The organism is Streptomyces sp. NBC_00091, assembly GCF_026343185.1.
In the GTDB taxonomy this organism is placed as follows: domain Bacteria; phylum Actinomycetota; class Actinomycetes; order Streptomycetales; family Streptomycetaceae; genus Streptomyces.
Window position 1 is genome coordinate 56715 of sequence record NZ_JAPEMA010000002.1, and the last position, 21367, is coordinate 78081.

Consider the following 21367-nt stretch of genomic DNA (forward strand, 5'->3'; position numbering starts at 1 on the left):
CCGGATCCAAATCCTGTGGCAGCAGCGCTCGCCCCGCAGCGGCTGATCGAGCGGGTCGTGGGCCTCGACGAGGCGGCAGCGCTGCTGCCTGGCTTCTACCGGCCTCCCCCCGCCGGATGACGATGATCGATCCGCTCCACGGCTGAATCCACGGCGGACACGGCCGGGGCGGCGGGCGTGGCGTCGGGATTTGTACGGGTTGGCGGGTGATGATGGCACGGTGCGACTTGATCACGTGTCCTATGCGGTGGCCCGCGACAGCTTCGTCTCGACCGTCCAGTGGATCGGATCGGCCCTCGGCGCCGGGTTCGTCGACGGGGGCGTGCACCCGCGATTCGGTACCCGCAATTTTATTCTCCCGCTGAGCGGCGACACCTACGTCGAGGTCGTCACCACACTCGACCACCCCGCCGCCGACCGCGCACCCTTCGGCCAAGCGGTCGCGCGCCGCGCCGCCGAGGGCGGCGGCTGGCTCGGTTGGGTGGTCTCCGTCGACGACATCGCCCCGGTCGAGGCCCGCCTCGGCCGCACCTCGGCCGAGGGCCACCGTGTCCGCCCCGACGGGTTCGACCTGAGGTGGAAGCAGATCGGCCTGCTGGAACTGCTGGAGGACCCGCAACTGCCCTACTTCCTTCAGTGGTTGGTCCCCATCGAGGAGCGCCCGAGCGCCGACCCGCGCACCTCCACCACCATCCACGGGGTCTCCATCGCCGGCGACGCCGCCTCCATCGCCGAATTCCTCGGCGAACCGGCCGACCACCCCCTCGACCAGATCGACGTCACCTGGGTCGAGGATGAGGAACCGGGCCTGGTCTCGGTCGAGTTCGCCACCGCCCACGGCCCGGTCACGATCTGACCAGGGCCCGACTGCCCCGCGGGAGCAGCCGGCTGGGGTCTCCTCGCTAGCGCGTGTACCGGCGGTGGAACCGCCCGCCCCACGCTCCCGGTACCGCTGGGCCGATGGCGGTGGCCCGCGCTGGCCTGGTGCGCCACGGTCACGGCGATCGCCGTCCTGACCCCGCTGGCCACGCTCGGCTACTGGTTCGCCGTCGGCAACTCCGCGACCTCGGACCCCTCCCGGCTCCTCGACACCGCCGGCACCACCCTGGGCATCGCCGCCGCGGGCGCCGCGCTCACCACCCTGCTGGCCCTGCCCGCCACCGCGGCCGCGCCGCCCGCCTGCTGGATCAGTCCGCCTACGCGGGGCACTCCCTGCCGGGCATCACCGTCGCGCTGTCCCTGGTGTTCTTCGCGGTCCGCTACGCCGAACCGCTGCACCAGGAACTCCCGCTGCTGGTCTGCTCCTACGCCGTGCTCTTCCTGCCCGTCGCCGTGGCCGCCACCCGCGCGGCCGTCCTCCAGTCCCCGCCCGTACTGGGGAACGTGGCCCGCTCGCTGGGCCGCTCCCCGCTGCGCCTGCTGCGCGAGGTCACCGTCCCGCCGGCCGCGCCCGGCGTCGCCGCCGGAGCCGCGCTGACCTTCGTGGTGTGCATGAAGGAACTTGCCCGCCACCCTGCTGCGGCCCACCGGCATGGAAACCCTCGCCACCCGCCCGTGGACGGAGACCGGCAGCGGATCCTTCGCCGCCGCCGCGGCGTACGCCGCCGCGCTGATCCTGCTGGCCGCTGTACCGTCCTACCTCCTCGGAAGGCACCGCACATGACCGACCTGCAGATCACCGGTCTGGCCAAGGCCTACGATCCCGGCGCCGCGGTCCTCGACGGGCTCGGCCTCACGGTGCCCGGCGGCGCGCTGGCGGCCGTCCTCGGCCCCTCGGGCTGCGGCAAGACCACGCTGCTGCGGATCATCGCGGGCTTCCTGCGCGCCGACGCGGGCACCGTGACGATCGGCGGCCGGACCCTCAGCGGCCCCGGCGTCCACCTGCCGCCCGAGCGCCGCCGCATCGGCATCGTGCCCCAGGAGGGAGCGCTCTTCCCGCACTTGAGCGTGGCCAGCAACGTCGCTTTCGGGCTGACCGGCCTCGACCGTGCGGCGCGGCGCCCGCGCGTCGAGGAGATGCTGGAGCTGGTGGGGCTGGCCGGTTACAGAGAGACCGGATGCCGCACGAGCTGTCCGGCGGCCAGCAGCAGCGCGTCGCCCTGGCCCGGGCACCGGCCCCGCGGCCGCAACTGGTGCTGCTCGACGAGCCGTTCAACGCCCTGGACAGCACGCTGCGCACGGGAGTGCGGGCCGACGTACGGGCCGCGCTGCGGCAAGCGACAAGACGGCCAGATCAAGTACAGCCTCCGCGACATGCACCACATCGGCCAGCTCTTCGGCATCGACCCCCTGGTCATGGCAGCCGGCCTCGGCTCCTGGCTCAACGACATCAAACCCGAAGACGTACGACGCCGCCTCCAAACCCACCACCCATAGACACCACAGCCCACAGCTGAGACAACTCCGCCGGGTCGAACGCCAACCAACACCTCGGCACACATGGTCCGCCTCGTGGCGGGACGACCTCCGGACGGGTCAGGGAGGTGGCGCTCTGTCCATGTCGAAGAGCAGCGTTCTGACAGCAGTTCGACAGGCTCTTCGGTGGCGCAAATCCGCTTCTCATGATGCCGGGAGGACTGCCCACCGCCAGGGGGACGCGCTGGCAGTCTGGGTGCCATCGGAAGCCGGTAGCCGGAACAATCGCACTGGCCACGAAGTCAGGTGACCAGCGGCCCGGCGCCACCCCCGCCTCACGCGCCCTGTGGCGTGCCACCTCCCGTTGGTCAGGGACTTGATCAACAAGCCTTCGACCCCGGACACATCGGTCCAGGTCTCCAGCCACTCCCGCGCCTTGACCAGGTCCGTCGTCATCGGGACGAGGGTCCACGGGGCCGTCAGGGCGTGATCGGTGAACAACTGCTCCAGGAGGGCGCGCCGCTCCTTGTACGGGCGTTGCAGCAGCTCCTCGCCGTCCAGTTGCAAGACGTCGAACGCGGCGAAGTAGGCCGACCACCCGGCGGCCAGGGCGGGGGCGCCGCGGGCGCGGGCGGCGGCCCGGCGCTGCAACGCCTCGAACGACAACCGCCCTGCCTCGGCGTCCCAGACGAGCAGTTCGCCATCGAGGACCAGGCCGCGGGGCAGCTGCGCTTCGGCGGCCGCCACCAGGTCCGGCCACCGGTCCTGGACCAGCGCCCCGCGGCGGGTCTGCACCAGCACGGCGCCGCCCGGGCCGGCCGCGGTGAAGACGAGCGCCCGGTGAACCGTCCAGCTTCTGCTCGTACGCCACACCCGCCCGCAGCGCGGCGGGACCCGGCACCGACTCCGCGGCCTGCGCCAGCATCGGCTCAACCGGCGGTCGCAGCACCATCCCCAGGTCCCTCACGGCTCGCCCTCTTCCAGGGTCGGCCAGGCCAGCCCGAGGCGGCCCGGAGGGACGGCCGTCGCATCATCCATCCGAGGGGCGCAGCGGCGTCGTCAGAGGCGGCGGGGGTCCGGCTGCGGCACCGTGACGGCATGCGCCGCTGGTCCCTGCCCCCTGCTCCTCGCCGCGCTGCTCGCGGCCTCCGGATGCATCTCCGTCCACCCCGCCCCTACCCGGCCCGTCGAAGTCTCCCCGGCCGCGGTGCCGGCGGACGACAAGCACCCAGCGCCCCGGCCCGCACAGCCCGCGACCGGGCCGACACTGCCTCTCTCCCGCCTGCCCGAGACCCCCTCCACCCCAGAGGCCGAGCGCGCTCCCGCCCCCGGCCCGCCCCGCGCCAGCCGCCCGAGGGGCATCCGGCGGGAGCCAGAACGCCCGGCCGGCGCCCCAGCGGAAGGCCGAAGGCCCGACCCGACCGCGCAGGGCCGCCCCGCCGAGGCCCGATGCACGCCCCGCCACGAAGCCCAAGGCCCACCCCGGAAGGTGAAGGCACGGCCGATCCATATGCCCGCACCACACCGCCCGGTACGGCCCGCGCCCGGGGCGGGGGCCGCGGACATGGCCGCGCTGTCCCGTCTCAGATGATCTGGACTGTAGGCAGAGCCCTGACCTGCGGCAACCAGATCGCTTGAGACGCGTGGTCGCCACGAGTCTTACTTGGTCTGGTCCCGGGCGCTTGGACGACGGTTGCTGTCTCAGTTGATCTGGTCCCCGGTGGAGGGCCGGTGAAGATCCAGGCATGGACACGACGGCCATTCTGGGGTGGGCTACGAGGTCGGCCTGACAGTCCGGCTGCGTTCTGCGTCTGTCGGGGCGGCGCTCCCGCTGATGAGGTCCTGCAGGAGCTCGCGGGCAGGCGCCGGTCGGGGTGGTGTCGTCCATCCGGGAGGCTGACCTGGCACGTGGCCACGGCGGATTTGACGATGGTCCGATGAGATGGTCGCCGGTCGAGGCGTATGCTCTGTGATCATGATCCGCCCGGCGGAATGGAGCGACCAACCGTGATGCCTCCGTGCTGCACGATCTGCCGTGCGTCCTCCACGGACCACGACTATGAGTCCTTCACGCTCGTGTACTTCCGTCCGATAGCGCCGCCGCTCGAACACGAGGGGCACCCCGAGAACGCGCTCTGGTTCTGCAAGGACCACGTCCGCTACACCGTGGGCAAGACGGACATGAGTGCCATCCTCGCCATGGTCCACATACGCGCGGCCATCCGACGCCACACCCAAAGCGTCTGGCCCCTCACCAGCATCCCCTGAGCTGCGAACCCGGTAGCGAGGCCGGTGGCAGGTCCGCGAGGCCACCACCTTCGCGGCACGTAGCACGTGGTGGCCGGTCGTAGTTGACCGGTCAGTCAGAAGGACCCATCGATCAACATGGCCGGGGTGACGGCACAGCCCGTGCAGCGCTCGTCGCGGCCGTTCCCGGCCTCCTGATCAGACGAAGGCCACCCTCGCGTCCGCAGCGATCCAGTTCGAAGCACATTCGACTCCGGAGACCCAGGCCAAGCAGGAAGGTGTCGGCGCACCGCATCAGCGAGGAGGCCACCGCGGCCCGGACCTCCTCGGTCGGCTCCCCCTCCGCCCACAAACCGGCGGACTCCAGTTCCACATGCGAGAAGAACCGCACGAGACGGGCGCCCTCCTCGGCCGGACTGTGCAGCGGACCGGAGAGGTGGCTCCAGCAGGCCGTCACCGAGACCTCGTCGAAGGCGCGGCAGAGGTGCTCGCTGCCGTAGAAGGCGGCGAAGTCCCCGGGGAGCGCCAGTCCGGCCCCGGCCAGTTCCCGCTCCAGGGCCGCGAGATGCTCCGTGTGCTCGGATCGTCGCCCGTCCGCCCCACCCAGCCAGCCGAACCCGTCGTCGAGTTGCGCGGGCTCCAGCGGCGGCAGGCTCTCCAAGGCGTTACACCTCATAGGTGGACGCGCACGGCCGCAAACGCCCCAGGTCCGTGCCGCACCAGCCGGTGGGGAAGGAGACGGCCGCGACGTCGGCTGCGGGCCCGGAAACAGAAACGGACATGGAGAACCCTTCAGAAGGCGGCCGGTTCAGCGCTATGCCCGCATCCTCACGCCCGCCACTGACAACGGTCGGCCGGACACCGGCAGGAGGTCGCATGCGAAGATCCACACCATGGATCACGAGGCCATATGGACATACGGGACAGCAGGGCAGCCCTCCACAGGGCCTGAGGACATGCTGCGGATGGTGCACGGCGCCACCCAACCCTGCGGGAACGACAGCGATCCGAAACTCGGGGCGGGATCCAGAGGCACGCCGTACGACTGTTCACTCACCGTGGCTACGACACGGTGACGGTGGCCGACGTCGCCGAGGCCGCCGGCGTCTCGGCCATGACCGTGTACCGGCATTTCCCGACCAAGGAAGATCTCGTCCTCGTAGAGCAGCCGGCCCCGCGGCGGACGAACGGTTCCTGCTGGACTGCCTCCGGCTCATGACCTCCACTCCCGCGCTGCGGGCCCGGCACCTGGACAGCCAGTACGCGCTGCAACAGGCCATCGTCGGCGCCCTCGCAGTCGACACCACCGATCCCGGCGCCCAGTTCGGCGCGCAGGCCGCGACCGGCGCCTGCCTGGCCGCGATGCACACCGCGCTGACGCGCTGGGCCGAGGACAACGGGGAGACGAAACTCCCGGAACTCATCGCGCGAGCACTCGCCGCCGCCTTCGGCGATGCTGCCGCCACCACCAGCTGACGCAGCAGGAGGGCCGATCGGCGCTCCCTCCTTCGAGATCCTCGGCGTTGCCCCCAGCATGTTGTCCGTGCGGTGGCGACCCGGGCTGGAGGCACCGCGGTCGCTTCAGGGAAACGGGACGGGGACGGCCGCCAGGACGAAGGAGTGGCCCGTGCCCACCGGTCTCGCCAACCAGTATCGGCAACGGTTCGCCCCGCACCGGAGCGAACGGCTCGTCGAATCGTTGTGGCAGTTCCTCACCACAAGCTGACGACGCCGCCTGGATCCGCCCCTCGACGAGCCCCCCCCCTGCTTCGCCGGGCCTGCGAGAAGCCGTGCGACTGCGACCGTATCGGCCAGGACCGGCTGGACACAGTCGGGAAGGAGGGCGTGCAGTCCACACCCGCCGGTTGGCATCGAGGACGCGCGGATCAGCCTGCAGACCCGCGACGAGCCCTCTTCGCGCGGGCGGCCCGGCGCCTCTGGCGCTCTTGCTCCGCCCAGGCGTCCGAGTCGATGCGCTTGCGGTAGACCTGCTCCGGTTCCGCCGCGCCCAGGTGCACCGTCCACACCCACAGGATGGCCGACACCACGAAGAAGACGCATGCCACCACCAGGTACGAACCGATTTCCTCGGACTCGGCGACGCCCTCCTCGTGCATGAAGCCAGGTACGCCCGAGACGAGTGCGTTCACCCACCACGCGAGCGCCACGTTGAACAGGGCCAGGGAGATCCAGTACACGACCCGCATGCTCTTCGCGCGGCCGCTCACTTCCCCCAGCAGGAGCAGGCGCCGTAGCGATACCGGCCCCGTCCGGCGGCGGGCCCCCGTATCCGTTTTGGCGCGGTGCACCGACGCGTAGCAGTCGTCCAGCCAGAGGCCCGGATCCGGGTCCGGAGCCGGGCCCGGGCCGTTGGTCCCCGCCTGCTCCCTGGCCTGGATCCAGCCGGTGATGAACTGGATCTCCAGATGCGCCTTCTCCAGATGCTGACGGTAGTGGTGATCGGCGCTTCGCGCCTCGCGCCGGTCCCGGATGAGGAGGCTGGCCCCACCCACCAGGCCGCTGATCACGGGCACGAAGAACGGGGCGAACAGCACCAGGGAGTCCATGAAAGCCACCGCGCGCGCCTCCTCACCCCCCAGCGTCCCATCACTGCCGCCCGCAGCCCCGTCCCACGGGGCCGATCGGGTGTCAGCCGCAGTGGCCGGGGCCGTGAGGGTCGCGGCGGCGGTCAGGGCGAGCGCCCAGGCCGCCGATGCGGCGCGCAGCGTTCACCGGGCACCCGCCGCCAGAGTGCCGCAGTGGCCCCACCCCGAGGTGGCGGACGTGGACGCGACCTGGCCGTTGAACAGGACGCACGTGCCGCGGGCGTCGAGACGGACCGGTCCGGCGTAGTACTTGTAATCGGCCCGGCTGTCCCAGACACCTTCGTTGTCAGTGGCCCGGAACAGCCCCACGGCGATGAGCGGGGGTGCCGCTGCCGCTCTTGGGCACGGTGTACGCGCAGTTCTGGCCCGTGGCGGGGTTGTAGTAGAGGTAGGTGTATCCGGTCGCGAAGTCCAGGGTGTCGACCTTGGTCCCGTCGCAGACCGGTGCGGCGGCCTGTGCGGGGCCGGCCGCACCGATCACCGCCCCCGTCAGGGCGAGGACGGCGGCAGCCGCTGCCGCCGCGACCCGCCGGTTCCCTTTGCCCGTTCCGTGCTGCGCCACGCGTATCGGGAAGACACGTTCCCACTCACGGCTCCCGTGTGCCCTCACGGGCGCGGCCGACCGAGTCGGGAAGGCCGTGCGGCTGCTTCCGGCACGGTACCGCCCGGTTATGCCTGGTCCGCGGCCACCGGCTCCGGGGCGAGGGCCAGGAAGTCGTCGTAGGTGCGGACCCGGACCCCGGGCCGGTCCTCGGTCAGTGCGGCGATCATCGCCGCGGCCAGTCGGCCCGCGGGCACCGGCCGGTAAGGGCGGGCGGGCCCGGCCAGCAGCGGGGCCAGGACGGTCGCGGCGGAGCTGCCCAGCCCTTCGCCCCGGCGGTGCGAGGGGCGGCGGCCGAGGATGAAGGAGGGCCGGAAGAACTCGGTCTGCGGGTAGCCCAGGGCCGTCACCTCCGCCTCCATGTCCCCCTTGACCCGCAGGTAGAAGGCGCGGGAGCCCGATCCGGCGCCGACCGAGGAGACCACGGCGATCCGTGTGGCGCCCGAGGTCCGGGCCAGCTCGGCCACCCGCACGGTGTGGTGCTGGTCGACGTCGCGGAAGGCCTCCTGGGAGCCGGCCTGCCGGATGGTGGTGCCCAGTGCGCCGTACACGTCCGTCTCGCCCGGCCCGGCCGGCAGGTCGTCGGCCCCCAGCTTGGCGAAGTCCACCACCCGGGCGTCCAGCCGCGGGTGTTCGAGGCCGAGGGGGCGGCGGGCCAGTACGGTGACGCGGTCGTAGCGCGGGTCGCGCAGCAGCCGCGCCAGCAGTTGTCCGCCGACCAGTCCGGTGGCTCCGACCAGGAGCGCGCTGCGGGTCACGAGGGGTCCTTTCCGCCGTCGGCGGCCGGCCCGCCGGGGTCTCCGCAGGATGCCACATTCACAGGGGTACCAACCGCAGGCCCGTTGCGGACGTATCCCCGGCACCCACGACACGCTCTCCATCCACGACGGCGCCAACGTCCGGACGCAGGAGGGCCTTCCGGGTCCGGTGCCCGGCCCGTTCGGTGCGCGACGACCCCGACCAGACGCCTCTGGTCGGGGCCTCGGGGGGGCGCGCTCACGTCACCAGGCGCAGCGACGTTTCCGCGATGCCCAGGCGTACGCTCTGGCCCCAGGTCAGTTCCAGGGCGTCGGCCTCCATCCCGTCGCCGAAGACCACGATCCGGTCCGATTCCACGGTCAGCCGCAGCCCCTGGCCCTGCCCCAGCGCACCGGCCACGTTCGTCGTTCCGGTGCCGGGTGAGGGCCAGGCCTCGCGTACGAACCACAGGAGCCGCCTGTCGCACGGTGCGGGCAGCTCAGCGGTGCTGCCGCGCTCCAGCCACAGGGAACGCAGCCAGCCGGTCGCGCCCGTGCCGGTGCCCACCAGCACCCCGGAGGATGCCTGGGCCTCGCCCGGGTCCTCCTCGCCGTCGGGGCCCAGGCGGTAGCGGGCCGTCTGGTGGCCGGGCGGGCCCAGGTAGATCTCGTTCAGCGCGAGAAGGCGCTGGGTGTCGTCGGCGACGGCCTCGACCATGGTCAGCTCCTCCGTCCGGCCCCCGCCGGCGCTCGCGGCGCACAGCAGGGCGGCAGTGTCGGCGCTGCGGTGACGGACCAGGATCCCCGGGTTGCGCCCCGGGTCGGTGTCTATGCCCACCACCGGCTGTCCGCAGAGGTACTTCGCGGTGTTGGCGACCAGGCCGTCCTGCCCGACCACGACCACCACGTCCTGCGGGGCGAACAGGAAGCGGTCCAGGTCCGCCCGCTCCACCCGGGTGCTGCGCCAGGTCAGCGGCACGGCTGCCGCGACCTCCCGCAGCGCCTGCCGCACGCGGTCGTGGCGGCGTACGACCTCGTCGATCGAGCGGCCCCGGCTGGAGAGGAAGAACGCGGCCTGCCCGTGCGTCCCGTGCCGGGCGAGCAGTTCCTCGTACTCGGTCCTGCGGTGCACGAGTACCGCCCGTGGGGCCAGGCTCACTCGCCCGCTCCGCCGTCCGGACGTCCGAGCCGGGCGAGGAGCCCGGTGAGGACGTCTGGGGAGAGCGTGATGCTCTCGATCCGCGGCAGGTTCTCCGCCAGCCGGGTCGCCGCCAAGGCGTGCAGCGTGCCCGGGTCGGCCTCGCCGTGCACCCGCAGCCAGGCGGCCTGGGCCTCGGCGCGCGCCGCGCCCGTCTCACGGGCCGCCTCGGCGTCGGCGCGGGCCAGGCGGACCTTGCGGGCCGCCTCGGCCTCGGTCCGTACACCGTCCGCCGCCGCCTTTTCCTCTGCCTCGCGACGGGCGTTGATGCCGCGCTGGTCGACCAGCTGTTCCTCGCGCCGGGCCAGTTCGATCTGACTGGCCAGCTCGTTCTCGGCGATGGCACGCTCGCGCTCGACGGCGACGGCCCGCCGTTCGTAGGTGGCCCGGTCCGCCTCCTGCTGGATCTGCTCGCGGGCCGGTGTGCGCAGTGCGCGCTCCACCTCGGCCTCGGGGCGGATCGCCACGACCCGCACGGCCACCACGTCGATGCCGGTGGCCGGGAGCCTGGGCTCGGCGGCGAGACCGTCGGCGACGCGCTGCCGCACGGACGCGACCCCGTCCACCAGGGCGGCGGCCAGCGGTGTCCGGGCCAGTACGTCCAGTGCGTGCTGCTGCGCGGTCTCGGTGAGGAGAGTGGCGATCTGCTCCAAGGGCGCGCCGCGCCAGCTCCCGGTGTCCGGGTCGACGGAGAAGTCGAGCCGGTCCGCGGCTCCGGCCGGGTCGCTGATCCGGTAGGTGACGGTGGCCTGCACCGTGACGTCCTGGAAGTCGGCCGTGCGGGCATGGAAGGCCATGGCCAACTCTCGGTCGTCGACCGGCACTTCGGAAAGCGCCGCCGACAGTGACCGGTACCAGAAACTGAGCCCCCGGCCGTCGTGGACCAGCCGGCCGCGCTTGTGGTGGCGGATGTGAGCGGTGGGCGCGGAGCGCAGATGACGCCAGCCAAGGCGCCGGGTGATGTCGGCCATGGCGAACCCCCTTCATTTCGTCAACAAGACGATAAGAGGGGAATGGTCATATCGTCAAGAGGACGAAAAGGGGCTCGCCATCCGCGCGTTCGACCTTGTTCGGGCAACGGGGACCGTTGCGTCGGCGCCTGTCTGGGGGCGGGCAGGTCGGCGACGTGGTCGATCTCGGCGGCCGCATCTGGGCCGGGTATGTGCGAGGTCGGGAACAGCCGTCAGCGATCGAGGGGCTTGTGGGCGCTCTCCGGCAGCCGCAGGTACACCGCTGAAGAGCACAGGCACAGCACGGCGACGTACCAGGAGAACAGGCCCGGCATGCCCAGGTCTTGCAGCAACGTACCGATGTACGGGGCCGTGCCGCCGAAGAGCGCGACCGTCAGCGAGTACGGGAAGCCGATGCCCGCCGCCCGCACCCGAGCCGGGAAGATCTCCGCGTTCACGGCCGCCGAGATCGAGGTGAAGCCGGTGAGCAGCACCATGCCGGCGCATTGGACGAGCAGCAGGGAGAGGAATGAGCCGTCCAGGGCGCGCAACAGCGGTACGACGAGCACGGCGAAGCCGAGCCCGAAGAACAGCAGAGACGGCTTGCGTCCGAAGCGGTCGGACAGCAGGCCGCCGATCGGCTGCAGCAGGGCGAAGAACGCCAGGGACAGCGTCCCGGCGAGCAGCGCGTCACGCTTGGCCATGCCGGTCTCGAGCTCGGCGTACGTCGGCAGGTACGAGGTCCATGTGTAGTACGCGAGGGTGCCTCCGGCCGTGATGCCGCCGATCAGCAGCGAGGCGCCGGGGTGGTGCCGGAGCGCGTCGAACAGCCCGGGGCGGGGGGCTGCGGCGGGGTGAGCGGCGAGGGTCTCCTCGGCGCCTCGCCGGATCCAGAACCCCGCGAGGCTGAGGACGGCGCCGAGCAGGAAGGGCACGCGCCATCCCCAGCCGTTCATGGCGTCCTCGGGGAGCGCGGCCACGAGCAGTGCGGCGAGGCCGGAGGCGGCGAGTTGGCCGATGGAGGTGGAGACGTACTGGAACGACGAGAAGAGGCCTCTGCGGCCGGGCCCGGCGGACTCCACGAGGAAGGTGGTCGACGCGGCGAACTCCCCGCCGACGGAAAGACCCTGGAACAACCGCGCGGTCACGAGGACGACCGGGGAGAGCACGCCGACGGCCGCGTACGTCGGAGTGAGGCCGACCAGCAGGCTGCTGCCTCCCATGAGCAGGATGGTGACGGTGAGCGCGGTGCGCCGGCCCCGCCGGTCGGCGATCGCGCCCATCAGGAGCCCGCCGACCGGGCGCATGAAGAAGCCGACGGCGAAGACGGCGAAGGTGGAGAGCAGCGGGACCAGGGAGTTGCTCGCGCCGGGCGGGAAGACCTGCCGTGCGATGTGGGTGGCCAGGAAGGTGTACGCGTACCAGTCGTACCACTCCACGGCGTTGCCGACGGACGCGGCCAGCAGTTGACGTAACGGGTGGCGCGGCGGGGCGGGGGTGTGCGTAGCGGTCTCTGTCATGATCACGCTCTGCCCGGCGGGAGCCGCCCCTACGCCACGGGCCACCTCCGCTGCGCCTCCTCCCCGGACATCCGCTGCCAGCGGACCGGGCGCACGTTCCTATCCGTACGCGGCCGCGGGCAGCGGCTCACGGGCTGCGTGCCAGGCGGGCGGGAGGGCTGCGACGCCCGTGCGGGCGGCGATGACCCCGCCCGCGATGGCGCACGTGGTGTCGATGTCCCCGCGCCCGGCGACGGTGGACCACAGGCCCTCGTGCAGGTCGTCGAGGTGGGTCGCCGCGCACCAGAGGGCGTAGGGCACGGTGTCGGGCCCGGACATCCGGTAGCCGGAGCCGAGGACCTCCGCGGCGTGCCGGGCCGAGGTCCGCTCCGGCATCCGGGCCGCGATCCGCAACCCGGACCGGACGTCGCCGACGGGGAGCCGTTCGGCGACGGCGCGGAGGAAGTCCGGCCGCGCCGGGACGGCTCCGCCCCGGCTGCGGGTAGCCAGCGCCGCGGCCACGGCGACCGCCACTGCTCCGGCGACGGCTTCCGGGTGGTGGTGCGAGACCTCGCTCTGCTTGGCGGCCTGCTCGGCGACGGCCTCGAGGTCTTCGGCGAGCCAGGCGCCGAGCGGGGCCACACGCATGGCAGCGCCGTTGCCCCAGGAGCCCTGGCCGCCGAACTGTCCGGCGACCACCTCCCGCCAGGCTTCGCCCGAGCCGATCCGACGGAGCACGTCGTGCATCGAGGCTCCGTAGCCGCGGTGCATGTCGTCGGCGTAGGCCGTGGCGAGGCGCAGGGCGAGGCGGTCCTGGTCGACGGTTCCGCCGCCCTCGGCGAGTTCCCGGACGAGCACGAGTGCCTGGGCGGTGTCGTCGCTCCACTGCCACAGCGGCTCCGGGGGCAGGATCCGTGCCTCCAGGGCTGCCGGGCCCTCGCAGCGCAGGATGCCGAACCAGCGGTCGCCAAAGGCATCGCCGAAGGCGAGCCCGGCCAACGAGTCCCGCGCGGCGGGAGGCAGCTTGATCACCGATCAATTGTCACAAGGCGCCGGCGCCCTCGGCACCGCTTTTTCGGCGCGGGCCGTGCCACTGACGTGCCCCAAGCTCTGCGGTGCGGCTCGTGGTGGAGCACGACCTCGGCGGATGCCGCGTTCTGCACGGGGCTTGACGGGCGCGGTCCGATGCCGTGTCATCGAGAAGGAGACGACGACGGCGGGTGACACGATGGCGACAGCCGGACACGACGGGCCCGGCGCCGAGCCCGCACGCGACCGTGCGGATCAACAGCCCGGCTCTCCCGAACCTGCGCGTGGGCAAGGCAGTTGGGCCGCAGACCACGTACCTCTGATCATCCTCGCTCTCATCGTCCTGGTGCTGGGGATCGCCGGCCTGGCGTCCAACGACAGCGTCACCTGCCCCGGCGGGGCGACCAGCTGCGGCACCCCCTGAACGACTGGGTTCGTCGACGCGGGCGAGGGTCAGCTCCAGGAGCCGGCCCGGGGCCGGGGTCCGGGAGGGCGGCGTTCAGCGTTTGCGGCGCCGGGCGAGGCGGGCACGGTGTCCCGACGGGGCCGGGGCGGCCAGGGCGAAGGTCACGGCGATGCGCGCCCCTCCGAGCGGCCCGCGCGTGACGCGCACCGTACCGCCGGTCGCGGTCGCGGCCCGTCGCGCGATGTCGAGGCCCAGCCCCGTGGAGCCGGTGCTGCTTCCGCGGGACAGGGCCCGGTCCGGTTCCGGGATGCCCGGTCCGCCGTCCTCGACGACCAGCTCCACGGCCTGGGCCGTGCGTACGACACCGACGGCGAACGCGGTCCCCTCCGGGGTGTGGCGGAAGACGTTGCCGATGAGGGCGTCCACCACGGCGGCGACGTCGTCGTCCGAGAGACCGACGGCCGTGGGCTCCTGGGTGATGTCCAGGCAGCAGGAACGGTCCTGCTGCTCCCCCAGGACCGCCCAGAAGGCCGTCCGGCGGCGGACGACCTCCGCCACCTCGCTGCGCGGGCCCCCGCCCCCGGCCGCACCGGCCCCGCCTCCCGGGGGCCGTTCCGTACCGAGCAGGCCCTGGCCCATGGGGCCCACGGCGAGCGGGGTGCGCGCCGCGGCGATGATGGCCTGCAGCTCGGTCTCCAGCTCGCAGACGGCCGCCTCGACCCTGGCCGACTCCGGCGTGCCCGCCATCCGTTCCGATGCCAGGTGGAGTGCGGTCAGCGGGGTGCGCAGCCGGTGCGAGAGGTCGGCGACGAGTTCGCGTTCGACGGCGAGCAGTTCGTTCATGCGCTGGGCCATCGCGTTGAAGGCGACGCCCGCATCACGCAGTTCCCGGGGGCCCATGGGTTCCACCCGGGCGTCCAGGTCGCCCAGTCCGAGCGCGCGCGAGGCCTGCGCGAGCCGCTTCGAGGAGCGGACCACCTTGGCCCCGAGCCGGTCGGCGACCAGCACCGAGCCGGCGATCAGCCCCACGGCGAGGAAGCACATCACCGCCCACGACTGCGCCACCCCTCGGGTGAGTTCCTCCTCGGGCACGAAGTTCTCGATGACGGCGACCTTGTCACCCGGCAGCACCACGGGCTGCAGGCAGACCCACCCGCCGGGCACCTCCTGCGAGATCGACTCCCGCCCCCGCTGCGCCCGTTCGAGCAGCGCGCCAGGAGCCTTGGAACGGCCCAGGGATCCCGCCCCCGGCAGGTGCACGACCAGGTGGTCCGCCGCGTCCAGGCCCGCCGCGGACTCCCGCAGCGCGTCCGGATCCGTGGTCAGGGCGAGCACCGGCGCCAGGGCGGCGCCGCGCTGCTGGGCCGCCGTCACGCCCTGCTCCTTGACCAGCGACATCACCAGGGCGGCCAGCGGTATGAGGAAGGACAGGGCGACCATGGAGGTCACGGCGAGGGCCACGCCGGCCAGGGAACGCCTCAACGCGGTGCCACCAGCTTGATGCCGACGCCGCGCACGGTCAGCAGGTAGCGCGGGGCGGCCGCCCGTTCGCCGAGCTTGCGGCGCAGGGAGGACAGGTGCACGTCGACGGTCTGGTCGTCCACGTACGGCTCGCGCCACACCTCGGTCAGCAGACGGCGTTTCGAGACGACCTGGCCGGTGTGGTGCGCGAGGAACGCGAGCAGGTCGAACTCCCGCCGGGTCAGGCGCAGCTCCTGTCCGGCCAGGTGCGCGGTGCGCGCGCCCGGGTCCACCGCCAGCTCGCCCACGACGGTGGGCCGCAGGGGGTCCCCGGCCTGCGCGGGCGCGGCGCCCGCCGTACCGCCGGCGGCGGCGGGGGGCGCGCTGCCGGTGCGCCGCAGGACGGCGGAGAGGCGGGCGAGGAGCTGGCCCCCGGAGAAGGGTTTGACCAGGTAGTCGTCGGCGCCCGCGTTCAGGATGTTGATGATCTCGGACTCGTCGTCGCGGGCGGTGGCCACCAGCACCGGCACGGAGGATATGCCGCGGATCATGCGCAGGGCGTCCCCTCCGTCCAGGTCGGGCAGTCCGAGGTCGAGGACCACCGCGTCCACGGGCGCTTGCGTGACCTCGCGCAGCGCCCCGAAGCCGTCGGCGGCGCTGCGCACGGCGTACCCCTGCTCGGCCAGGACCTCGATCAGTGACTGGCGGATGCTGGGGTCGTCTTCCACGACCAGGACGCTCGGCATGCGGACACCTTAGAGGCTCGGTCCGGCGGTGGATGCGGTCAGGGCGTGACGAAGGCCGGACCCTTGTCGATGACGCGCACCCGCACGGGGCGGTCGGCCACCGGGATGGTGCAGCCGTCCTTCACGCTGCAACTCGCGTAGCCGATCAGCACCGTCGCGTCGCCGCTGCCCGATGCGCGGACGGGGAGGGTGGTGGTGACCGGGCCGTCGGGGTAGACGGGAAGCGGGGAGTCGACCCCCGGCACCCGGATCGGCCGCACCGTCTGTGCCGCCGTCAGCGGGCCGTCCGCCGCGAGGGTGCCGGTGACGGTCACCGCGGTCGGCCGGCCCACGCCCTCGACGCCGGTGGGCGGCAGGGCGGTGCTGTAGAGGTGGAACCCGGCGGCTTCGGGCGCGAAGACCGCGGTGAGGGTCCCGGTCCCCTTCGCGGCCTGCCAGCCGGAGACCGAGAGCGTGACGGTGACGCCGTTCTCGGAGAAGCGCGCCGTGGGCGGGGGTCCGTCGGCGGCGGCCCCGGCGGGCTTGCCGCCGCAGGCCACGAGCACGGCCACGGGGAGGAGGGCGCCCGCGGTGCGTACCGTGCGCCGGAATCGGGTGTGCGGGGAGAAGTTCATCGGTGTGCCTTCGTGTCGGGGGTCGTCGGGGGTCGGGGCCTCCGGGAGGCCTCCCGGGGCCCTACAGGACCGTTCCGTCGACTAGGGCGGCCGCGTCCGGGGCCGCCGCCAGCGGGGCCGCGGCCGGCTTCCAGTGCACGGGCGCCGTCATCCTTCCGCCGCCACACGGGCGACCAGGGGCCTCAGTTGCTCGGCGCTGACGGCGCCCCCGATGGCCACGGCGACGCGGCCCCCGCGGTCGAGGACGAGGGTCGAGGGGATCGTCCGCGGGTTGAGCACCGCCGGCGGGAAACGCAGCAGGAGCGCGCCGGTGGGGTCGTGGAGGCTGGGGAAGCCCAGGCCATGGGCGCGTACGAAGGACCGCGCCGCATCCCGGTCCCGGTCCCGGGTGTTGATCCCGAGGAAGCGGACCCCTTCGCCCCGGACCTGACCGCTGAGCAGCACGAGCTCGTCGGCCTCCGCGCGGCAGGGTGCGCACCAGGAGCCCCAGACGTTGAGGACGACCACCTCCCCGCGGAACGCGGAGAGCGAGACCGGCCTCCCGTCCAGGTCGCTCCCGGTCAGCGCGGGCGCGGACGGGCGGGCCTGCGGGGCCGCGACCACGGCTCCGGCCGCAGGCGTGGCGGCGACGGTGCGGGTGCCCGCGGCAGCTCCGGCGCCGGAGTCGTCCGTGACGATGCCGGTCAGCGTCAGTGCCACCGCCACGGACAGGCCGGCGCCGACCGGGACCGAGACGGCCGTGCGTACCCGCCGTCTCACGGGGCCCACTTGCGCAGGAAGGCGTTGATGCCGTCCGCCGTCAGCGACGGGTTGCCCGTGGCATGGGTGTCGACCCGCGTGGTGCCGGACGGCGAGACGACGACCAGCACGGGCATCGTGTAGGTCCCGCCCGAGGGGCTGTACTTGCGCAGCAGCGCGGAGTTGGCGGAGCTGTTGCCGCCGATGTCGACCTTGACGAGGTGGTAGTCGTCCGCGAGGAGCGCCGAGGTGACCAGCTGGGCGAACACCTTGTCGGCGGCCTTGCAGTTCCCGCACCAGTTGGCCCCGAAGTCGAGCAGGACCATCCGGCCGTCGGACTTCGCCGAGCGCAGGGCCTCGTCGATCAGTGCCTGCGCGTCGGCCGAACTGTCGTAGCCGGGGCCGGGGACCTTGGCCGGTGCGGGCGCGGGGGCGGGGGCGGCGGACGTCGGCTTGGCGCCACCGGACCCGGAACCGGACCCCGATCCGGAGCCGGTTGCGCTGCCGCCGCCGCTACGGGCGGTGCCCGGTGACGAGCCGGGGGCGGAAGCGGATGCCGAGGCGGAGACGGAAGCGGAGGCGGCGGCGGACGGCAGGACCGAGGCGGTGGCGGACACCTCGGGGAACGCGCCCGGTGACGTCCCGTCCGCGGGCAGCGCCGACGCCGACTCCCCGGCGCCGGCCGGCGCGGCGGAGCCGACGGGTGCCTGGGAGGGCCCGCACGCGGTGGCCAGCCCGGCCACGACCACGGCGGCGGCGACCAGCGGGAGGCGCCGGGCAAGCGGTGGGCGGGAGGGCGTCGTGCGGAGTCCGGAGCGGACGGATCGGAGCATGCGAGAGCTCATGGCGAAGACCCCAAGGCAGGTTCGGACGACGGGACGGCGGGGCGCGTCCCGGCTCGGTGAAACCGGGGCCGACGCTGCACGGGGGCTCGTGCCCCGGCGCCGGCGGCCGCTCGGCTGACGCGAGCATAGGGCCGCCGGGGCCCCGTGGAACCGGCTCGGGGCGATCTTGAGGATGCCCTAAGGAACAGCTCACCTTCCGCTTCGCCGCGACCCGGCCCAGGGGGGCACAAGGGCCGCGAACGAGGCGAAAGCGACGGGGCTGCCGAGCAGTACGGACCGTGCGGCCAAGCGCTGTCGTTCGGGCCGGCGAGCGGCCGAGCAGCCGGGCGGCCGAGCGGCCCGGCCTGCCGTCAGAAGGAACTCTCGCGGACGCTCGCCTTGGCGGACGGGGTGATCGTCGCCGTGATCACCGACCGGTGGTCGTCGCCGCTGAAGGTGACGGTGAGGGTGTCGTCGGAGGCCTGCGAGGTGGTCGTCCGGAAACCCAGGCCGGGAACCGCGGAGATCAGGCACACGCCCCGGCTCCCGTACCGGACCGTGACCTTGCCGCCCTGCGAGGGGACGGTGTGCAGACCCGCTCCGCCCTGTTCGCAGTCGACTCCGGACCGGGGCGCGCTGGTCCGGGGAGCCTCCGAGGAGGCCTTGGCGGGGGTGGGGCCGGGAGCGGGAGGCGCCGATGAGGGCTGCGGCGTCACGGACGGCGAGGGGCTCGTGGAAGCGCTCGGGGTCGGCGAGGCCTGATCCGGTCCGGGGCTGCCCGCCTGCCAGGCGGGGGGCGTGTCGATGACGACCGGGGCCGAACGCGCCACGGGGGGCTTGTGGCTGGTCGAGCCGACCACGAACTGGACCGTTGCGAGCACGGCGGTCACGCTGGCGGCCGTGCACGAGAGCCATATGAGCAGGTAGCGCGGAGTTCGGGGCACGGGCCCCATAGTGGCCGACGCGCGCCCCGGCGCGTAACCGGCGCCTTCACCGTTCCGGCACCGGTCACGCGCCGGGGCGCGCCCGGTGAACGCGGACGTCCCCCTGGCCGCGGGGGCAGGGGGACGTGGACGCCGACGGACCTGCGGGGCAGGTGCGTGGAGGCCGCTGGCAGTGGGAGGAGCGGGCGGGAACGGGCTACCTCGGGGTGCCGAAGTCCTGGGTCCACCAGGGGCCGCCGTCGCCCTTGTGGACGCCGATCCCGATCTCCTTGAAGGAGCAGTTGAGAATGTTGGCGCGGTGGCCGGAGCTGTTCATCCAGGCCGACATGACCGCGTCGGCGTCGCTCTGTCCGCGGGCTATGTTCTCGCCGAGGCCGGACCACTTGTAACCGGCCGCCTCCACCCGGCTCGTCATGGTGGACCCGTCGGGCCCGGTGTGCGACATGACACCGCTACGGGCCATCGTGTCGCTGTACGCCCGCGCCGCCGCGCTCAACTTCGCGTTGGCCGTCAGGGGGCCGCATCCGGCGGCGGCCCGCTCCTTGTTGACGAGGGCGAGCACAGCGGACTCGGCGTCCCCGTTGACGGTGCCGGAGCCCGTACCGGAGCCGGAGCCGCCGGAAGACCCGCCGGAGCCGCTTGATGAGCCGCCGGAACCACTGCCCTTCGTGGAGGTGGATCCCTGGGCCGGCTTGCCGGGCCGGTCGACCCCTGAGGTGTCGGGCGCGCTGTCGGAGCGGGTGCCATCGCCGGGTGCGGTCGACCCGTTCGCGCCGGCGCCGGGCGTCCCGGACGGGCTGGGGCTCGCGCTCGCACTCGTACTGGGGCTCGCGCTCGCCGAGGCCGAGGCCGTGGCTGCGGGGCTCCCGGCCGGGGCCGGACCGGTGGTGTCCGTCTTCGGCTGCGACGACCCCGCACCGGACGCGGCTCCGGATGCCTGCCGGTCCGTTCGGTCGCCACCGCCCGAGTCGGCCACCGCGACCCCCACCGCCACCACCGCGGCGGCCGCGGTGACGGACAGGACGATGCGCGTACGCGTCGCCTTCTTCCGGCGGGCCTCTGCACGGGACGGGGTCGCGGGGGTTCGGCTGCGGCTCATGCCGGTAACACCTCACTGGAGAGGGGACGGGAGTACGGCCGAGCCTAGGCCGCTGACCAGGGTGCATTGCGCCGCGGAGGGGGTTCTTCAGGTTCCCCTAAGGAAGCCCGCAGGATCGACACAGGGATGATCGGGGGCATTGCCCCCCAAGTCCGGCGGAGTCCACCAGGCCGACGACGGTGGTGGCGCAGACCTGGCCGAGCGGCCCGCCGGCCGTGTGCCGGAGCTGCGTGTTCGAAACGGGGAGCCCGAGCGGGTACGCCTGCGCCAGGACACCGGGCTGCGGCCGGGGCGGGCGGGCCCTCGCTCAGCCGCTGTGCCAGCCGTCCGGCTGGGCTCCGTCGATGTCGGTGAACCCGTAGGCCCGGGCGAGTTCGGCCGAGGTGACCGATCCCTGGTTCCAGCGGGCACGTGCCGGATCGACGGCCAGGGCCGCTGCCGCGCGTCCCACGTAGCGCGGGGACTCGGACCGCGCGAAGCCTTCCGGCGCGGTGGGAAGACCCCCGGCCCGGTCGCCCGCCAGGGCCTCGCGCCAGGTGGCCTCGGTGACGCCGAAGTTGTCGAGCATCATCTCCGACCGCAGCCGGCCCGGCGTGACGGCGACGGCAGTGGCTCCGTACGGCGCCAGCTCGTGCCCCTGGGAGAAGGCCAGCCGGTTCACCGCCGCCTTGGCCAGGTCGTAGAAGACGGAGATCCGGTACCAGGAGGCGTTGATGTCGGTCGTGCCGTCGGTCACCTCGACCAGCAACCTCCGGGTCGGACGATGAGCAGCGGCAGGAGGTGGTGGGAGGTGATCAGGTGAGTGTCGACGGCGAGCCGCAGGATCCGAAGGCCGTCGTCGGGATCGTGCTCCCACACCGTTGTGTTCCACTGCACGGGACCCCCTTGAGGAGTTCGGCCCCCCAGATGTCGTTGACCGGGACGTCGATGTGTCCGTACTCGTCCCGGAGGCGTTGCGCCGGACAGCGGACCTGCTCGGGATCGAGGTGGTCGACCCGGACCGCGATGCCGGTCCCGCCGAGCCGCGAGACCAGGTCCGCCGTCTCCTCGATCGTCTCCGGTCGGTCGTAGTCGGAGCCGTCCCGCCCCCTGACGCTGCTGCGGCCCGTGCAGATCACCGTCGCGCCCGCTTCGCCCAGCGCCGCCGCGAAGCCCCGGCCGGCACCGCGAGTCGCGCCCGCCACGCCGGCGACACGTCCGCGCAGCGCGTCGGGATCGGGCGACCACGTCATGGGGCGACTATCCCACGGCGCGGCGGCACGGGGGCTCGACGGGGTCGGCGGCATCGCATTCATGCCGGATTCCCATGGGCG

The 21367-nt window shown here is 73.2% G+C and carries 20 protein-coding genes and 3 pseudogenes; 6 read left to right on the forward strand and 17 right to left on the reverse strand.

Annotation, left to right across the window (positions count from 1 at the left end; all coding sequences use genetic code 11):
• Positions 1-220: 220 nt before the first annotated feature.
• From OOK34_RS27990 to OOK34_RS28000, 3 genes and pseudogenes are all read left to right on the forward strand, one after another.
• Positions 221-856 (forward strand): VOC family protein, encoded by a 636-nt coding sequence (locus OOK34_RS27990; RefSeq protein WP_267031774.1) that lies wholly within the window; start codon positions 221-223, stop codon positions 854-856.
• Positions 857-907: 51 nt separating this feature from the next.
• Positions 908-1663: pseudogene (locus OOK34_RS27995) on the forward strand (ABC transporter permease subunit); the annotation flags it as partial.
• Positions 1660-2213 (forward strand): annotated as a pseudogene (locus OOK34_RS28000) (ABC transporter ATP-binding protein); the annotation flags it as partial. The pseudogenes OOK34_RS27995 and OOK34_RS28000, both read left to right, overlap by 4 nt.
• 346 nt (positions 2214-2559) lie before the next feature.
• On the opposite strand, the gene OOK34_RS28005 reads toward OOK34_RS28000, so the two are convergent.
• Positions 2560-3228 carry a hypothetical protein gene (locus OOK34_RS28005; RefSeq protein WP_267036943.1) on the reverse strand — a complete coding sequence of 223 codons (669 nt, stop codon included), beginning with the start codon at positions 3226-3228 and terminating at the stop codon, positions 2560-2562.
• A gap of 1134 nt (positions 3229-4362) precedes the next feature.
• Between OOK34_RS28005 and OOK34_RS28010 the strand changes: the two genes are divergently transcribed.
• Entirely contained in the window at positions 4363-4623 is a 261-nt protein-coding gene (locus tag OOK34_RS28010) for a hypothetical protein (protein WP_267036944.1), read from the forward strand.
• A gap of 112 nt (positions 4624-4735) precedes the next feature.
• Here OOK34_RS28010 and OOK34_RS28015 read toward each other — a convergent pair whose 3' ends face one another.
• Complete coding sequence (locus OOK34_RS28015) at positions 4736-5263, reverse strand: hypothetical protein (RefSeq protein WP_267036945.1); 528 nt, start codon at positions 5261-5263, stop codon at positions 4736-4738.
• 417 nt (positions 5264-5680) lie between these two features.
• Between OOK34_RS28015 and OOK34_RS28020 the strand changes: the two genes are divergently transcribed.
• Both OOK34_RS28020 and OOK34_RS28025 read left to right on the forward strand, forming a co-directional pair.
• A complete protein-coding gene (locus OOK34_RS28020; RefSeq protein ID WP_267036946.1) occupies positions 5681-5821 on the forward strand; it encodes a TetR/AcrR family transcriptional regulator in 141 nt (46 codons plus the stop codon).
• Positions 5818-6078, forward strand: coding sequence for a hypothetical protein (locus OOK34_RS28025; RefSeq protein ID WP_267036947.1), 261 nt, complete (start codon positions 5818-5820; stop codon positions 6076-6078). The genes OOK34_RS28020 and OOK34_RS28025 overlap by 4 nt, the downstream gene beginning before the upstream one ends.
• A 410-nt stretch (positions 6079-6488) precedes the next feature.
• On the opposite strand, the gene OOK34_RS28030 is transcribed toward OOK34_RS28025, so the two are convergent.
• From OOK34_RS28030 to OOK34_RS28100, 15 genes and pseudogenes are all read right to left on the reverse strand, one after another.
• Positions 6489-7169 (reverse strand): hypothetical protein, encoded by a 681-nt coding sequence (locus tag OOK34_RS28030; RefSeq protein ID WP_267036948.1) that lies wholly within the window; start codon positions 7167-7169, stop codon positions 6489-6491.
• 325 nt (positions 7170-7494) lie between these two features.
• Positions 7495-7770: a hypothetical protein gene (locus OOK34_RS28035; protein ID WP_267036949.1), complete on the reverse strand. Its 276-nt coding sequence runs from the start codon at positions 7768-7770 to the stop codon at positions 7495-7497.
• Between the two features lie 107 nt (positions 7771-7877).
• Positions 7878-8567: an NAD(P)H-binding protein gene (locus OOK34_RS28040; RefSeq protein WP_267036950.1), complete on the reverse strand. Its 690-nt coding sequence runs from the start codon at positions 8565-8567 to the stop codon at positions 7878-7880.
• 238 nt (positions 8568-8805) lie between these two features.
• On the reverse strand, positions 8806-9705 hold the full coding sequence (locus tag OOK34_RS28045; RefSeq protein WP_267036951.1) for a hypothetical protein: 900 nt from the start codon (positions 9703-9705) through the stop codon (positions 8806-8808).
• Entirely contained in the window at positions 9702-10715 is a 1014-nt protein-coding gene (locus tag OOK34_RS28050) for an SPFH domain-containing protein (protein WP_267036952.1), read from the reverse strand. The genes OOK34_RS28045 and OOK34_RS28050 overlap by 4 nt, the downstream gene beginning before the upstream one ends.
• Before the next feature lie 212 nt (positions 10716-10927).
• Positions 10928-12214 carry an MFS transporter gene (locus tag OOK34_RS28055; protein ID WP_267036953.1) on the reverse strand — a complete coding sequence of 429 codons (1287 nt, stop codon included), beginning with the start codon at positions 12212-12214 and terminating at the stop codon, positions 10928-10930.
• Between the two features lie 99 nt (positions 12215-12313).
• The gene (locus tag OOK34_RS28060) at positions 12314-13225 is read right to left on the reverse strand and encodes an ADP-ribosylglycohydrolase family protein (RefSeq protein WP_267036954.1); all 912 of its coding nucleotides are present in this window, start codon (positions 13223-13225) and stop codon (positions 12314-12316) included.
• Positions 13226-13721: 496 nt separating this feature from the next.
• The gene (locus OOK34_RS28065; protein WP_267036955.1) at positions 13722-15110 is read right to left on the reverse strand and encodes a HAMP domain-containing sensor histidine kinase; all 1389 of its coding nucleotides are present in this window, start codon (positions 15108-15110) and stop codon (positions 13722-13724) included.
• Positions 15107-15835, reverse strand: a complete 729-nt coding sequence (locus OOK34_RS28070) for a response regulator transcription factor (protein ID WP_267036956.1) — start codon at positions 15833-15835, stop codon at positions 15107-15109. Before OOK34_RS28070 ends, OOK34_RS28065 begins: the two co-directional genes overlap by 4 nt.
• Before the next feature lie 38 nt (positions 15836-15873).
• Positions 15874-16449 carry a hypothetical protein gene (locus OOK34_RS28075; RefSeq protein ID WP_267036957.1) on the reverse strand — a complete coding sequence of 192 codons (576 nt, stop codon included), beginning with the start codon at positions 16447-16449 and terminating at the stop codon, positions 15874-15876.
• A 147-nt stretch (positions 16450-16596) separates the two neighbouring features.
• Positions 16597-17208 (reverse strand): TlpA disulfide reductase family protein, encoded by a 612-nt coding sequence (locus OOK34_RS28080; RefSeq protein WP_267036958.1) that lies wholly within the window; start codon positions 17206-17208, stop codon positions 16597-16599.
• Positions 17205-18020: a thioredoxin family protein gene (locus OOK34_RS28085; RefSeq protein ID WP_267036959.1), complete on the reverse strand. Its 816-nt coding sequence runs from the start codon at positions 18018-18020 to the stop codon at positions 17205-17207. Before OOK34_RS28085 ends, OOK34_RS28080 begins: the two co-directional genes overlap by 4 nt.
• A 362-nt stretch (positions 18021-18382) precedes the next feature.
• Positions 18383-18955: a hypothetical protein gene (locus OOK34_RS28090; protein WP_267036960.1), complete on the reverse strand. Its 573-nt coding sequence runs from the start codon at positions 18953-18955 to the stop codon at positions 18383-18385.
• A 196-nt stretch (positions 18956-19151) separates the two neighbouring features.
• Complete coding sequence (locus OOK34_RS28095; RefSeq protein ID WP_267036961.1) at positions 19152-20054, reverse strand: CAP domain-containing protein; 903 nt, start codon at positions 20052-20054, stop codon at positions 19152-19154.
• A 307-nt stretch (positions 20055-20361) separates the two neighbouring features.
• Positions 20362-21286: pseudogene (locus tag OOK34_RS28100) on the reverse strand (SDR family oxidoreductase).
• Positions 21287-21367: the final 81 nt, after the last annotated feature.